This window comes from Halioxenophilus aromaticivorans (assembly GCF_042850945.1).
Taxonomy (GTDB): Bacteria; Pseudomonadota; Gammaproteobacteria; order Pseudomonadales; family Cellvibrionaceae; genus Halioxenophilus; species Halioxenophilus aromaticivorans.
The window spans coordinates 5298460-5313771 of the sequence record NZ_AP031496.1 but is presented as its reverse complement, the minus strand read 5'-3'; the positions used below and the strand labels follow the sequence as shown (position 1 = coordinate 5313771).

The 15312-nt window shown below is 51.6% G+C and carries 11 protein-coding genes; 2 read left to right on the top strand and 9 right to left on the bottom strand.

Features of this window, described 5'->3' with window-relative positions; translation table 11 throughout:
- Positions 1–11: 11 nt before the first annotated feature.
- The 9 genes from pelA to ACGHM3_RS22530 all read right to left on the bottom strand — a co-directional run bounded on the left by pelA (position 12) and on the right by ACGHM3_RS22530 (position 11351).
- Positions 12–2903, bottom strand: a complete 2892-nt coding sequence (gene pelA, locus ACGHM3_RS22570) for a pectate lyase (protein WP_345426374.1) — start codon at positions 2901–2903, stop codon at positions 12–14.
- Positions 2904–2910: 7 nt separating this feature from the next.
- Positions 2911–4125 carry a pectinesterase family protein gene (locus ACGHM3_RS22565; protein ID WP_345426372.1) on the bottom strand — a complete coding sequence of 405 codons (1215 nt, stop codon included), beginning with the start codon at positions 4123–4125 and terminating at the stop codon, positions 2911–2913.
- 337 nt (positions 4126–4462) lie between these two features.
- Positions 4463–5878, bottom strand: a complete 1416-nt coding sequence (gene uxaC, locus ACGHM3_RS22560) for a glucuronate isomerase (RefSeq protein WP_345426370.1) — start codon at positions 5876–5878, stop codon at positions 4463–4465.
- A 125-nt stretch (positions 5879–6003) separates the two neighbouring features.
- A complete protein-coding gene (locus ACGHM3_RS22555) occupies positions 6004–6774 on the bottom strand; it encodes a hypothetical protein (RefSeq protein ID WP_345426368.1) in 771 nt (256 codons plus the stop codon).
- Positions 6775–6780: 6 nt separating this feature from the next.
- Positions 6781–6933 (bottom strand): hypothetical protein, encoded by a 153-nt coding sequence (locus ACGHM3_RS22550; RefSeq protein WP_345426367.1) that lies wholly within the window; start codon positions 6931–6933, stop codon positions 6781–6783.
- Positions 6934–7213: 280 nt separating this feature from the next.
- Positions 7214–7369, bottom strand: coding sequence for a hypothetical protein (locus ACGHM3_RS22545; RefSeq protein WP_345426366.1), 156 nt, complete (start codon positions 7367–7369; stop codon positions 7214–7216).
- Between the two features lie 60 nt (positions 7370–7429).
- On the bottom strand, positions 7430–7765 hold the full coding sequence (locus ACGHM3_RS22540; RefSeq protein WP_345426365.1) for a hypothetical protein: 336 nt from the start codon (positions 7763–7765) through the stop codon (positions 7430–7432).
- A 141-nt stretch (positions 7766–7906) separates the two neighbouring features.
- A complete protein-coding gene (locus ACGHM3_RS22535; RefSeq protein WP_345426363.1) occupies positions 7907–8617 on the bottom strand; it encodes a phosphatase PAP2 family protein in 711 nt (236 codons plus the stop codon).
- Between the two features lie 352 nt (positions 8618–8969).
- Positions 8970–11351 (bottom strand): zinc-dependent metalloprotease, encoded by a 2382-nt coding sequence (locus tag ACGHM3_RS22530; RefSeq protein WP_345426361.1) that lies wholly within the window; start codon positions 11349–11351, stop codon positions 8970–8972.
- Positions 11352–11990: 639 nt separating this feature from the next.
- Between ACGHM3_RS22530 and ACGHM3_RS22525 the strand changes: the two genes are divergently transcribed.
- Complete coding sequence (locus ACGHM3_RS22525) at positions 11991–14153, top strand: TonB-dependent receptor (protein WP_345426359.1); 2163 nt, start codon at positions 11991–11993, stop codon at positions 14151–14153.
- 158 nt (positions 14154–14311) lie between these two features.
- A complete protein-coding gene (locus ACGHM3_RS22520; RefSeq protein ID WP_345426357.1) occupies positions 14312–15295 on the top strand; it encodes a LacI family DNA-binding transcriptional regulator in 984 nt (327 codons plus the stop codon).
- The last annotated feature ends 17 nt before the right edge of the window (positions 15296–15312 follow it).

Here is a 15312-nt window from a genome sequence, read left to right as displayed (position 1 = left end):
GTTTTACACGCTTATAAACACTCGGCCAGCTCCTTCGGCCCCCGTTGCTTCACTGTGTTTATCACCAACTCCGCCATGGCCTTGGCACCTTTTTGGGTAAAGTGGGTGTTGTCCATGCGGCCTTCTGCGCAGCAGTTGTGGATACCCGGCCCGATATGCACAAAGTGGTCGATGGAATCTTTTACGCCTAGGCTAAGAATGTATTCACTGCTGACTTTAAATAAATCCATCAGGGGTACGTTTTGCTCCTGGCTGACTTCGCGTACCAAGCTTGGGTAGATGCCGTGCATATCACGCAGCTTGCCTTCTTCGTCGAAGTGCCTGCGTACCACGGGGGTAATGAGTAGAGCCTTGGCTTGTTTGGCTTTTACATCGGCCACCATGCGTTCTAGGTTGGTTTTAAAGTCTACTGGAGCGGTGTAGCGTTCTTGTTTTTGGTAGGACGCATCGTTGTGGCCAAATTGAATCAGCACCCAATCGCCGGCTTTAGTGTCGTCCAGTAGGTTTTGCCAGCGGCCCTCGGAAATAAAGGTCTTTGTGCTGCGGCCGCCTTTGGCGTAATTAAATACGTGGGTACTGCTGGGAATCATGGTGGGCAGCACTTGGCCCCAGCCGAAATCCGGGTTTTTGCCGGGGTCTACAATCTGCATGGTGGAGTCTCCGGCCATGCGCAGGGTGCAGCTTGCTTCGGTTTGGCCTTGGCGCCACTGCTGGTATTGGTTTAAAGCCCGTTGCGGCGAATTAAAATACCAGGCGTAACCCAGCTGGCGCTCTAACGATATTTGGCTCACGTCTTTGTAAATGGCGCTATTGCGATCACCAAATAAGGCCTCACCGGTGCTGGCGTCGATAAACCTGGGCCAAATAGGTTGAGCGCCGGGCTGGTGTGTGAGTTCGCTGTTTCTATCGCTGTGGCGTTGCCATACCGTATCGTGAATTTGCGTTTGCTGCAGCCATTCAATACCGTGTTCTATGGCTTGGCTAACGGCCTCGCTGGGTTGCTCAACTCGCATCAGCGTAATTAACAGATCCGCACTTTCCATAGTGGCCAATGCTGGCATTTCAAAGGCTCTTGCCGGCGCCAGGGCGTGATTTATTGGGTCTTGCTGTTGGCCCCAGCCAGTGCGTTTACCCTGGGCTTTTTGTTGTGCCGCCAGTAAATAATTTATCGCTGCATCAATGGCATTATTCACTTTACCGATTTGTTGCTTGGTTAATGCAAAGGCTGCGGGTTCTGCAGCGGCGTCTTGTAATAGTTGTACTAAGGCTGCGGTAACGCCATCGTTAAATGTCGCCAGGTTATGGTAGCCGCCGGCCAGCGGAAAGGTCTGCGGAAAGGCGCCGTTGGGCATTTGGCTGGCCAAAATTAAATTAAAGCCGCGCTGCAGGCTTTGGGCGTAGTGTTTTTTGCCAGTGGCGTTAAAGGCCTGGGCCAGCATGCGCAGCTGAGTGGTGGTGGCGCCGTTATCAAAGGTCGGCGCGTAGTGGCTCTCTACCCCGTAGGCTGTGCCTGGGCGGTGAGGTTGCGAATAAACATCGGTATTTTTGCTCCAGCCACCACTGGGCGTTTGCCAGGTAACCAAGTTATCCATCAGCTCGGTTGGTAAGGGCTGCTCCTGGTAAGCGCGCACTTGGTGCCATAGGGGCGTGTTTTTTTCCAAAGCGGCTATGGCGTGGGTGGTGTCGGTAAGGGCTGCTAAATCCTCGGCTTTTAATTGATGGCTGCGTTTAATATAAGTCTGCCATTGTTTTTGCTGCGCAGCCGGTAGCGCTGCAATGCGATCTTTGCGTAGTGGGTCTTCCGGTGAAGGGTTCAGCGCTACGGTGAGTTGCTTGCTGCCGGGGGTTTTAAAGACGCGATGTAAAAATTTTGTGATCTGTTGTACCTGCGTATCAAACCACGGATGGAATAACCAAAATGCGTGGGGCGTGTCTGGCAGGGTGTGTACTGCGTTGGCAATGCCGTGTTTATTTAAAATCGCTAGGTATTCATCCCGGCCAATATGAAATCGGCTCTGGGCACTGTTTATAAACAAGGAGGGGGGCGAGTGTTGCCCAGCGTGGTGTAGTGGCGAGGCCTCCTGCCAACGCTGGGGCATTGCCTCATAGCGGCCGCCCAGCCACAACGCGGCGTAGGAGATCTTGCCCGGTTTGTCTTCAAATACCCGCGCTTCCGGGGATTCTAAATCCGCCACGCCATCAACATTAATAATGGCTTGCACTTGGCTGTTGGTGTCTCCCTCAACTGTGGGCTTACCGGCAAAGGTGGGTTGTGGCCCTAGGTTGCCAATCAATGTTGCCATATGGGCACCGGAGGACGCGCCCAGTAACGCGATGTGCTCGGCGTCTATGCCGTATTCGTTGGCGTGGTTTTTCACCCAGCGAATGGCCGCTTGGATATCGTGTACTCCGGCCGGATAAAGGGCCTGGCGTGATGTTCGGTATTGCACCGTAACGCCCACAAATCCCTGCCACGCCAGCGCTTGGGCGAGGGGTAATTGCATGGATTTATCGCCGGTGCGCCAACCGCCGCCGTGAATTAACAGTACCGCCGGAGCTTTGGCTTTGCCATGGTGGGTTGGCTCCGCAATATCCAGCGTCAGCGTTGTGCCGCTCTGTTGGAAGTAGATGACATCTCGGTTAGTGGTGATACCGGTAACCTGGTCTTCTTTAATTGGGGTAATAAACGGGTATTTAGGCGTTTGTTTGGTGACTTCCCTGGCGATGGAAAAATCCGGCATTTCGCCAACGACCTCGCTATAGACCTTGGGCTCAAGTTGCTCAAAATCCTTAAGGACGTCCGCCTGGCTTAATGGTGCTTGGCTTAATGCGGTTGCCGCCAACGATAGAGCCAAAAAGGAAGCGGCTTTAAATGAGGTTTTTTGCAGTGTTCTTTCGGTCATGGGTAGGTTACTCGGGCGAAGGGTAGTAGCGAGGCGTTGGATTGGGCCACCACTGATTTAATACGTTGGCCGCGGTGAAATCAGCGGCTTGCTGTGCATTCAGTTGCCGCCGGCTTTTATTGTTGGTGTGTGGCGCGCCTGGGCCGTGGTTGTTGTATTCAAAAAAGCGTGCATCTTCAGGCATAAATTGCATTTTTTTTCCGTTTGGCGCGGTGCCGCCCATGGGGTACCAGGCGCGTTGCGCAATGTGGGCGTCCATCCAGGTATTCATTATGACGGTTTGGCCTATGGCGTTAGGGTCAGCGTAACGGCCATCGGCAAAGGTCGTGGTAGGGTGCCAAGGACGGCCCAGAGCCATGCTTTGGTTGGCAACGCCGGGCTCTTTGGTAAATTTACACTGAGCAAATACCAGCCCGTAGGGTTGGCTTATTTGGGTACTGGGTGCGGTGACGTAGCCAATGGGAGCGGGTTTGCTGGTGCCTTCGGCGGTTCGGCGGGCTCGGGTTTCAATGGTGGTTTGCCAAAATAATCCCTGGCCGCCGCCAAAAATAAAATCCACGTGGCCGCTCACAAAGCTGTTGCGCAGTAAGCTCCGCCCGCTTTTTAAGTACAGCGTATCTTGGTACCCGGTTATTCGTACTCGGTCAAACAGTGCTTGGTCGGCGCCGATATCGGTTAGCACCGCAACGGCTTGTACCTGGTGTTTTTTATCGGGGTGTTGCTCGGGTAATTGTTCGTTAGCGGGGTAATCAAAGCTGTTGGCAATGGTGATGTCTTGGGCGGTAAAGCCCACCGCTTTAATGGTTACTGTGGCAGAGCCTGAGGTACCCCAGGTTTTATGGGGGTTGGCATTTGTATTGGGCCTGGGCGCGCCGGAATAGGCATCGTAATGCAACCGTGTGTTGTCCGCGCCACTGCCAGCCAAGGTGATATTGGCTTTGGTAATGGTTATTTTTTCGTAATAGTCGCCGGGGGCGATGGCGATGATAAAAGGCGTTGGGCTGTTACTGGGTGCGGCGGCCAATGCTTCGCTAATAGTGCCAAAGGCGGTGGCGCTGTGCTTATCAACGTAGGCATTTATTTTAACGTCGCTGGGTAGTGCTTGGTTGTTGCTATTTGCTGAATCTGTTTGTGCGGTATTGTTTTGCGCATTGTTGTGACGGGTAACCGTTGCATGGCTGCATGCTAGGTTGCTAACAGTCAACACCGCCAAAAGCAACATAAGGGGTATTTTAAATTGGGCTCTGTGAATAAATAGTAGAGTTAAAAATACGGCGTTATTAGGGCCTGGTATTAGCATATGTTGGTCTTCGTCGCAGTTGTTATGGTTATTGCTGTGAACGAATGTGAGCCTAAAACGAAAAAAAGCCCCACAAAAAGTGGGGCACAAGTCTACTCACTGATACTTCGCTTGGCTTTAAACTGCACCGGTTTGCTGGGTAAAATCTGTTGTGTTGGTACCCTGCACTGACATTTTCTTAAGCCGCATCTTATTTCGGCTGTGCAAAACGGATTAAACACCGTTGCTAAACTAAAACTACCCGGTGCAGTTAGCATTTCTATAATTTATAAGCAGCCTTCACTAGGTTGTAGGCCAAATCCGCGGCCAACTCACCGGCTTCGTCTTCGTCCAGGCGGTGGTCTGCTACCAATTCAGAAAGCCACACGCAATCCATACGGCGGGCTACATCGTGGCGCGCAGGGATGGATAAAAACGCTCGGGTGTCGTCGTTAAAGCCAACGGTGTTGTAAAAGCCTGCGCTTTCGGTGGCTTGTTGGCGGAAGCGACGCATACCTTCTGGGCTATCGTGGAACCACCATGGCGGCCCCAATTTAAGTGAAGGGTAGTGGCCAGCCAGTGGTGCCAGTTCTCGGCTGTAAACGGTTTCGTCTAAGGTAAACAAAATAACGTTTAGCTTGGGGTTGGCGCCGTGTTTGTCGAGCAGGGGTTTAAGTGCGCTAACGTATTCGGTACGTGAGGGTATATCGGCGCCCTTATCTCGGCCAAAGCGGTGGAAAACCGCATCGTTATGGTTGCGGAAACTGCCGGGGTGAATTTGCATTACCAAGCCGTCTTCAATGCTCATGCCGGCCATTTCTGTTAGTACTTGACCGCGGAAGGTTTCTGCCTCGGTGGCGCTGGCCTGGCCCGTGCGTACCTTTTGGTACAGCGCTTGGCAGTCTTCCACGCTTAAATTGCTGGTGGTTGCTGTGGGGTGGCCGTGGTCGGTGGAGGTGGCACCCATGCTGGCAAAAAACTGGCGGCGCTTGCGGTGGGCCTCTAGGTAGCCTTCCCAGGTAGAAACGTCGGTGCCAGTGATTTCGCCAAAGGCTGTTAGGTTATCAACAAAACCTTCGTAGTCCGGGTCTACCACGTTATCCGGGCGGTAGGCGGTAACCACTTTGCCCTGCCAGCCACTGTCGCGGATGGCCTGGTGATGGCGAAGGTCGTCCAATGCCGATTCTGTGGTGGCGATGCACTCAATATTAAAGCGTTCAAATAAGGCGCGCGGCAAAAAGGCCTCGGTGGCCAGTTTCTCGTTAATGCTGTCGTAGTAGTAATCGGCGGTCTCGGCGCACAAGGTGACTTCTAAGCCAAAAACCACACTAAATACGTGATCTAACCAGCTGCGCGAGGGCGTGCCACGGAACAGGTGGTAGTTGTTGGCCAGCAGGTGCCAAATTTTGCGTTGGTCGGTTTCAACCGCGCTGCCATCAATGGTGGGTATACCCAGCTGCTCCAGGCTGATGCCTTGGCTGTACAGCATTCTAAATACGTAGTGGTCTGGCGTAATCAGCAGGGCAGTGGCGTTGTCCCAGGGTTCGTTGGTGGCAAACCATGCCGGGTCGGTATGGCCGTGGGGGCTGATGATGGGCAGGTCTTTTACCTGCTGGTATAGACGGCGGGCAACCGCGCGCTGTTTTTCGTCAGCCGGGAATAGTCGATCTGGATTTAATTGCAGAGGTTTCTTCATGGGATGTGAGTACTTTTGAGTTTGATGCTTGTTATATGTTGGAAAGTCTAACGCGTTGTGCCACCGGTGGCAACCCCGTGCCATTAAATTGGTCAGGCAGGTAAACAGGCAAGTGAAAAGGAGGCTTAGTCCGCTTCTGGGTTGTGGGTGGGGCTTTCAGCTTGGTTGATTTGAGAGATTAGCGAACCCGGCCGATCCATGCCCAGGGTGATGGAGCTGACCTTGCCAATTGGCCTGTGCAAGGTTATCAACAGATTAGGGGAGCCATGGTAGCTGTAGTTAAGGTCGGCTTTTAGGTTTTGGTTGCGGCCATATTGCGCCGATGGTTTGTTTTGCGATGACTTGCTTTGCAACGGCAGGGGTTCAATGGACTCTATATCAGCCAGCGGTACCGTAAAAGCTGCCCGCAAACCGTAGCGTACTATAAGTGTGTTTTTTGTCAGGGATATTGGCCGCTTACGCATGGCTTGGTAATCCGCCACAAAAAATACTAACGATAGCAAGGTAAGCCCGGTAACCACATTGGCGGCGGTGGCAGACCAAATAAAGTGCAGCAGTAAATGCAGCAACGGAGCTTCGAATAGAATCACCATAATCCACCCAAACGCGTTACTGGCAGCGCCGTCTTTGTGGTGGTAGCTAAAATGGTGAATGCCGCGATATTGGTTGGGGCTTATTCGTCGCCCCAGTAAGAAAAACATCCAAACTCGGCTTTCAAATAATAAGAGATTCGCCAGTTTGTTATCGGGTACAACGGCTTTAATGCGTTGCTCACAAGCCTCGTCTGGGTCTTGGTGTTGGTCGATCGCCGCTTTTATCGCAGTCGCCACGGTTAAAATAGCGCTGATTTCTCGCGCGGCGAATAAGGCAATAAATCCCCAGCGCAAGGGCGTCAACCGGGGTCAAACAGTTTGGTTTTCATCCGGGATGATAAAACTGCCGGTAATAATCACCAAGCAAAACAAGCTGGCGGCGGTTAGCAGAGCTTTCTTTTTGTCGGCGATGCAAAGCCAGCACAGTAGCGGTAGGGTGATGATGCCATCCAGTAAATACAACCAATCCGGTTTATCTGCGCCGTAATCGTTTAAGAAAAATGAAGCTTGGTAGAAATACCACTACCACAAAAACAGCAGACAAAAACTGATCAGTGGAATCCACTCTTTAAACGGTTTGCTGGTTGGGCTGTGCTGGGTATTTGTGGGCATCGCGGGTTCTCGGTGGGTTAACAATCACGATGTGGCTTTCAGCAAAGGCTCTTAAATGTATTTCATATAAATCAGCTCTGTGACTTGCAGGGCGCGTTGGTTGTAATAACCCGAAATACACTGGCGCCGTTTAAGGCTTGGTTCGGGCGCTTTCCAACGCGTTAACCACGGCAGTTACGTCACCCAGTGTTGGGGTAAGGCCTGTGCGGTGCGCGTCCTCTAGCCATTCGAATAGCTCTAGCGTAACCAGGGTTGCGTCTTTTGTACAGAAGATGGGGTCGCTCACCCAAACTTTACGTGCGCCAATGGTGCTCGCAGAATACCAAGGGCAATCTGAGTATCCTATCTATCTAAGCCATTGCTTTTCTCTGCTGGCAAAAACCAAGCATGTGACAATAAAAGCTACCCAGCTGATGGCGAAAAACCGGATATTCTTATCGATGTTGACAATTCTATCCGGGTATCTAGTACGCCTGTATATGCCGACGCAAATTACGGCAAAAGACGGTAAAAGCAATAGGATCGGTATGGCCTGTGGTGAGAGACAAATAACGAAAGGCCTGTCAGCTAAGGAACTTATCAGTTGATATTCATCAATGGCATTAATAACAGCAAAAACCATCAATGCTACTAGTGCAAGGATGATGAATGCAGCCTTGCCGTATTTAATTCTACTGTCCATGTAGGCTCTGAATTAAGTCCCTTACACTCTAGGGGAACGTCCTAGCTGAGCCTTTTACCGCCGCGTGAAATGGCCTCGTTGGCTTTGGCCGAATAACTTACCAATCAGTACCATAACACCGCGGCGCATTTGGGATAAACATCAGGGCTTAATCGCGATTAATTTCTGTGTGATATACCACAATAATACCGCCCAAGCCGAGCCCACCAGCCAGCCGGCCAGTACGTCGGATGGCCAATGCACACCGAGATACACACGGCTAACGCCGATCATTGCAAAAAGTGTGATGGCGGCGGCCACGGCAAACCGTTTGATGGCCAAGTTGGCCATTTGGCTACCGATTAAAAAGGCTAAAAACAAATAGGTGGCGGCTGCTTGGGTGGCGTGGCCGCTGGGGAAGCTTTGGTTAAATACCTCCATTCCGTGGGCTACCATGGCGGGGCGGTCTCGGTCGAAGAGGTGTTTAAGGCTGCCGCTGACAATAGAGGCGCCGCCGATGGCGATAATGGTCATCGCTGCCAGGGCGAGTTTGCGTTGTAGCATTAAGAAAATGGCGATCAATATTGTGGCCACGGTTAAAATAGCTGTGCCCGCTAGGGCCGTAATATCCCGCACCAATTCCTCTACAAAGCCTGAGCCAATGGGGTCGTTGGGGTTACCCTCGGTGCGTAGGCTCAATAGTAGGGACTCGTCCAGTTGTTGGGTGTAACCTTGGCTAACGCAATAGGCCAATACTAAAAAGCCGGCGGTTAGTAGAGCGAAGGCATCCAACCATACTCTGGGTACGTCGGACTGCGCTTTAGTCATAAGCCGGCTTGGGGGAATTGTCTGTTGCGTTTTCGTCGTTTCCATTTCGGTAAGTTCTTATTTAATCCATGGCTGGGTGTCGGTAAACACGTTCGGCAATGCTACTTAGGGCCTGTTAACAAGACTAAAGCAAAACCGCATTGGATTATAATAACGGCTAAATCCGTGCCACCTTTACACGCCTTATACTATAAGGACTTCGCGCTTGTCTAAGCTGCGGATTGATAATATTTTTGAAGTGTATGACTTTTCTTGTAAGTTTTTCAAAATATCACGGTTCAGCAAAGCTATTTTTATCGTGAATCGGCCTCCCTGCCGTTGCGCGGATCTAAATAATGAGAAGTGCAAAAAAGTAGGCAAACTGATAGCCGCTGGATGCGCCTTGAACAGGGTCCCCTTAAATCGGCGAGCCTGGCGGCACAACCACCGGTGCTGGAATTAATGCTTCGCTCGGCTGTTCTAAAAATGCTTTTAGTGTCTTCGCCATTTCTCGAGCATTGCCGCTCCGGCTTAAGGATTGCGATAACTGGTTTAGTGCCATCAGTGTTTGCGCCCGCACCGGGTCGCTAACCTTGGTGCTCACCGCCAAGCGCTGCATCTCCCGTAGCGTAATCCACGCCGTTTCTATGGCGACTTTTCCACTGCTGGCGCTGTTGATGGGGGCGATAAGTTGCTCGCTTAAATCGTACAGGGCATCTTTTAAGCTGAGCTGTGCGCTGTCTTGCAAGGTTTGTTGCCACAGGCGCTGGGCACGGCCTGGCTCTAATATCATCCCTACAATTAATTGCGTTGCCGCCCTGGCCGGGGCCAGTTGGTCGAAACTGTTGGCGGTGCGATGCTCAAAGGATTCGCGTGTGCGCTGGTAACCGTAGGCCGGTGGCAGCAGGGTTTCTACCACGCTATTGGGCAGGGTAAGTTGTTGCGGGCTTAGGCTTGCGATTAACACCTGCAGCGCGGATTTTTGCGTTAAGCGCGGGATAACCTTAGCTTTATCCGATGGGTTATTCAGCGCGTAATCAAAATCCACACCGCCTATTTGTTTGGCCACGGCTTCTGCCTGGTAGCGGTGTAATAGATACAGCGGTACCAGGGTGGTTTCTAGATCGCCCAGGGGTTGGTTGGGCCGGATGGCGTAGCGAGAAAACTGTTTTAGGCCGGCTTGGCGCACCTGCAGCAGGTTCTCAAATGCTTGGATTGGGTCTGCACCGTTGTCCCACAGGTGGGCGCCGGCGTGGGCAGTGGCGGGGCCTCGTACATCGGCATCGGTAATAAACCGCAGCCCCAGGCTGTCGGCCTGTAGCAATGTGTTCTGTAGGGTTTCCGCCAGTTTTTCCGCGTCGGCGTTTTGCGCGTAGCCGTAGGTGATGGCCAGTTTGTCCCATTCACCAATGCCGCTGGCGTAGGCTTGGCTTAGGTCTACCTTGCCGTCGTTCAGCCGGAGGTTGGGGTGTGGGTAATCCATCACCGAGGCATCGTCCTTGGCGCTGGTAAAAAAGTTATGGGCTAAGCCCAGTGTGTGGCCTACCTCGTGGGCGGATAACTGGCGTAAACGCGCTAATGCCATTTGTTGTGCTGCCTCGCCTTTGTCGCCATCGGGGCCAAATGGACTGGTGAGAGCCTGGGCAATGAGCATGTCCTGACGCACCCGCAGTGAGCCCAAGGAAACATGCCCCTTTAGAATCTCGCCGCTGCGCGGGTCAACAATACTGGCGCCGTAGGACCAACCGCGGGTTGAGCGGTGTACCCACTGAATGGTGTTGTAGCGCAAATCCAGCGGGTCGGCGTCTTCGGGTAACACCTCCACCCGGAAGGCATTGTTAAAGCCAGCAGCGGTAAAGGCATCGTTCCACCATTGCGCGCCCTCAATCAGCGCGCTGCGAATGGGCTCCGGTGCACCGGCATCCACGTAATACACCAGTGGCTCCACGGCTTCACTTTGTGCTTGGGAAGGGTCTTTCTTTTCTAGGCGATGGCGTACCAATAGGCGTTGCTCAATGGGGGCGTCTAGGCTGGCGGCGTAATCTCGATAGGGCACGTAAAAATAGCCAGATTGTGGATGAAACTCCCGTCGGGCCAACGGTTGCTCTGGCAAAGCCACAAAATGATGACGCACCTTAACGGTGGCTTTGGTTGGGTCTGGCGTTACTGAGGTCACCTCATCGCCGGGCTTACTGCTGGTAAAAGTCAGCCAAGCCTCGGCTAAGGCGTTTTTCTCAAAGCTGCGCAGGCTGCTGCCAATGGCGGCCGATAAATCGGCTGCAAAACTAAAATTACCCTGGCCGCGCTCGGCAAGCCTTGGGGCAATGGCGTAGGCATCACTTAGCAGCAGCGGTGTAATGTCCACCACCGGAGTGTTGTGCTTGCGCGGCACAATGTCAAAGCGGGCCAACACACTGGCGGCAAAGGCTTCTTCCACGGCGCGCGCTTCGGCGGGGTTTTCGCTGTTGGCGCGGTACTGGGTGTTGCTGGCCATCATCAATACCTTGGGCCCCACACGCTTAAAGGTAACCACATACTCTGTGCCCAGTTTGCCACGGTCTAGGCCGATGTCATTGGAGCCCAGGCCATTAGGCAGGGATACCAGGTACAGATACTCTTTATCAAACTCAGGGATGGCCATGTGCACCTTGCCCTGTTCCGTATCCCACCACAGATCGAATAAGCCTTTGTGGTGCTGGGTTTCGGCTTGGCTAACAGAGGCGCTAACCAGCAGTGTTGCCAGCAAGCACCAGCGCAAAAGGTAGCCGAGGGTACCTGGGTGCAGAAGTGGAGTAGTCATAGATACAGCTCATTGTGGTTAAACGTTCGTTGGACGTGAGACGAATCCCACGTCTAAGTGCTCAAAATAACATTTTTGGCCAAAGATAATAACTGCAGAGGTTTAAGTTATCGTCCATATCTCAGTGCCCGCTCACCATGGTGAAATAGGTCGAAGAGCCGATACGCTCAACGGCAATAAATCAAACTCCTTTGGGATTGTAGAAAAATACGCTCATTGTAAGGCCGGTAGAATGGACAGGGCTGCAAAGGCAGTTTAAGGCGGCGTTTCGGTAAGCTGCTGAGGCACACTTGCAATAAGAAATTAACATTGTGGTCGCAAAGACAACCAGCTTCACTTTTGTAAATTGCTTGCCACTATTTTTTAAATCTATTTGCCGTAATAAAGGTTGAGGCTTTTTATTTCTTTTTCGCAATCCCATCGCCAACCAATTAAACATATAAATTTCTTTTGTTGCCTAGTAGATGAGTTTTTGTCGGTTGTTTGTGTACGCATTTTATTCGGGAAAATAACAATGGAGTTAAAATAATTAAGTGTGCTAACGTAATTTTGTGCCGGCTTTTTTGTGTTCAATATGTGCAATGGGTTGGCCTTTTAGTGAAGGTTCTCTATCAATAAAAAAATATAAAAGGGGAAGTTATGAGTCGCTATCCTTTCAAAACGTATTCTTCTTTATCACTGCTCACTGGGTTTTCCTTGTCGCTGTTTTCATCCGAGCTTTACGCACAGTTAGAGGAGGTTGTGGTTACTGCTGAACGGCGTGAGGCCTCGCTCCAAGAAACCGATATTTCAATGACGGTGTTAGGCCAGCAAACACTGAAAGAAATTGGCGTTGATAATTATCAGCAAGTTGGTGATATGGCGCCTAACGTAATGATGCATGAGTCGCCGGGAAAAGTCGGTGGCGCTATTTCGATTCGCGGTTTTAAAAATGCCGAAACCGTGTCCACCTTTGAACCCAAGGTGGCGCTGTATTTGGATGGTGTACTAATCGCTAAAAATTCCGGCTCTGCATTTGATGTGGTGGATTTAGAGCGAATCGAAATTTTGCGTGGCCCTCAAGGCACTCTGTATGGGCGCAATACCGTGGGTGGGGCGGTTAATCTTATTACCGCAAAACCCAATACCGAACAGTTAGATGGCAGTGTTTTTGTTACATTGGGAGAGTACAACCAGCAAGATGTTAGAGGCGTGGTTAACGTGCCGCTAACCGATACCATGGCGGTGAAAATCAATCTGGCCTCACTCAACCGCGATGGGTACTTTGACAACAACTTTCGCAATACCGAAGAGGCCGACCGAGATCGCTTGGTAGGGCGTTTACAATGGAGTTGGGATATCTCCGAAAACGCTAACCTGTTATACGCCTATGATCACACCGAGGTGGACGAAAAACCCTGGCCGGTCACGTTAATGGATTATAACCCTGCCACTCACCCGCAACTGGCGCCCTACGTTAGCGATGGCGATAACCGCAGCCGCAATTTAGATTTTGCCACTTATCAACAAGCTGAAGTTAAGGGCCACAGCCTAACACTGAATTGGGATTTGCTGGCCAATGCATCGTTGGTATCCATCACTGCGTTGCGAGAAATGTCTCTGCAGGGCGGTACCGATTCTGACGGTACACCGGAATTTGTGTTTGCCACTTATTCCGAGGATAACACCGAAACCTTCACCCAAGAATTGCGCTTGGTGGGCAACACCGCCAGCGGCAAACTGGAATATGTGGCCGGTGCATTTTATATGGATGAAGATATTTACGATGTTAAAAATGTGAACGTGCTGCCCACGGCCGGCTATTTAGAATCGGGTTTAAACGCTGACGCTAACAATAAAGTGTGGGCACTGTTTGGCGAGGCCACATTAGCACTCACGGAACAAGTAGACCTTACCTTTGGCCTGCGTTATACCGAAGAAGACCGCACTATGTCACGCCAGGATTTTTTGTGGATTCCGGTGCTTGGAGCGGAAACAATCACAGATCTACCCGAAGCCAACGGGAACTTTGATGATGTCTCGGGTGTATTGTCGTTGTCCTATCAATGGACGGACGACACAATGACCTACCTAAAGGCGTCCAAGGGTTACGTCAGTGGCGGTTTTAATCCCCGATCACCGTCGCCAGAGACATTTACCGAGGGCTACAAAGAAGAAATTGTGTACACCTATGAGTTTGGTTGGAAAACCACCCTGGCAGATAACCGTTTGCAATTAAACGGAGCTGTGTTCTATAACGACTATCAAGATCTGCAAGTCAACCTGCTTGATGAAGCCACCGCTCGCAATAACATTGGCAATGCGGGTAAGGCCGAAATTCAAGGTTTGGAAATAGAAGTTGTGGCTAAGCCCATAGACACGTTGGATATCGGTGCCGGTTATGGTTACCTGGATACGCAATACAAAACCTACATTGATCCTGTCTCCGGTGCCGACCTAAGTAGAAACTCCTGGGCCCACGCCCCCAAAAACAGTTTTAACGCCTGGATGCGTTGGCAAATGGTGCAGTGGTCTGAATGGGGCGACCTTAGCTTACGTATGGATTATTCCTACCGCAGTGATTTTGCACTGCTTACCCAAAACGGCACCGATGTTGACGGTTATGATTCTTGGAATGCCCGCGTTACCTGGGCCAACATCCCCCTGGCTGGCGGTAATTTACGAGCATCTCTATGGGGTAAAAACCTAACCAACGAACTGTGGTACACCAGTGGCTATAACCTGGTAAGTGTGCTGGGCTTTAAGGCGCAGGCGACGAATCCGCCGCAAACGTTTGGGTTGGACATGGAGTATATGTTTTAACAGCCCCGCGCTAAGCCTTTGCTTTATTCCAGCAGGTGTATTTATTAATTCGTTAACAAATACACCCGTGACCCTTCCACATGGGGCAAGTTAACTGCTGCCAGTGTTATTTCTAGGCTATACTGCGGCCTTTTTCAGCGTCGGAAAATCAACCAACCATGCCCAAGCAGAGGGTCACCACCCAAGATATTGCCCAGCGCGCGGGGGTTTCTAAGGCCACCGTATCCTACGCCCTTAATGGCACTGGCTCTGTATCGCCTGCGGTGGCGGCGAAAATCATCGCTCTGGCCAAGGAGATGGGTTACCAGGAAAACCGCTTGGCCAAAGCCACTCGCACCGGCAAAACCGATACCCTGGGTTTGGTACTGCCCGATCTATGCAATCCGTTCTTTCCCAAAATGGCCCAGGCCGTAGTGCAAGCTGCTAGCGAGCGGGGTTACTCGGTGTTTTTGGTGGATTGCCGCAACAGCTTAGATGAAGAGCAGCAGGGAATAGAGCGGTTGGCTCAGTACGCTATCGAAGGCATTATTTGGTGCCCCATTGACGATGAAAAATCCATCGCCCGCAATACACTTACCTGCCCGGTGGTTATGACCGACCGGCCTATCGATGGCTACGATTGTGTGTATGCTGATTCCGCCAGTGGTGGCGCTTTGCAGGCGCAGATGCTAAGTCAAAAAGGACACAAAAAAATCGGCTTGATATCCGGCCCCGTACGCAGCCGTGGCGCTCAAATTCGACGCCAAGGATTTGTACAGGCGCTGCCACAGGACGTAAGCATCGTTTGGGAATACAGTCTGGAGTACAACATGACGATTCCGGCCGAGGTGCAGGCGCACATTTTAGCCGGCGAAGTGAGCTGCATTGTGGCGGCCAATGATACCCAAGCCATTGGTATTTTGCGTGTACTGCACGCCGCTCGTAAAGCAGTACCCGATGAGGTGTCACTGATCGGCTTTGACGCCATTGAGTGGTCAGATTTGGTTAGCCCGCCGTTGAGTACCATTGCACTGCCCATTCAGCAAATAGGCACCGAGTCTGTTCATTTGTTATTGGAAAGAATCGATAACCCGGATAAAACCGTGCGGCAAATTGCTTTGGATGTGCAAAGCCTAGACCGGGAAAGCTTAAAACAACTTTAGACTGCGCCTACCCTACG

Bases quoted from the DNA above. Each gene is read 5' to 3' on its own strand.
- pelA (WP_345426374.1), bottom strand. From the start codon at position 2,903: ATGACCGAAAGAACACTGCAAAAAACCTCATTTAAAGCCGCTTCCTTT.
- ACGHM3_RS22565 (WP_345426372.1), bottom strand. From the start codon at position 4,125: ATGTTGCTTTTGGCGGTGTTGACTGTTAGCAACCTAGCATGCAGCCAT.
- uxaC (WP_345426370.1), bottom strand. From the start codon at position 5,878: ATGAAGAAACCTCTGCAATTAAATCCAGATCGACTATTCCCGGCTGAC.
- ACGHM3_RS22540 (WP_345426365.1), bottom strand. From the start codon at position 7,765: ATGGACAGTAGAATTAAATACGGCAAGGCTGCATTCATCATCCTTGCA.
- ACGHM3_RS22535 (WP_345426363.1), bottom strand. From the start codon at position 8,617: ATGGAAACGACGAAAACGCAACAGACAATTCCCCCAAGCCGGCTTATG.
- ACGHM3_RS22530 (WP_345426361.1), bottom strand. From the start codon at position 11,351: ATGACTACTCCACTTCTGCACCCAGGTACCCTCGGCTACCTTTTGCGC.
- ACGHM3_RS22525 (WP_345426359.1), top strand. From the start codon at position 11,991: ATGAGTCGCTATCCTTTCAAAACGTATTCTTCTTTATCACTGCTCACT.
- ACGHM3_RS22520 (WP_345426357.1), top strand. From the start codon at position 14,312: ATGCCCAAGCAGAGGGTCACCACCCAAGATATTGCCCAGCGCGCGGGG.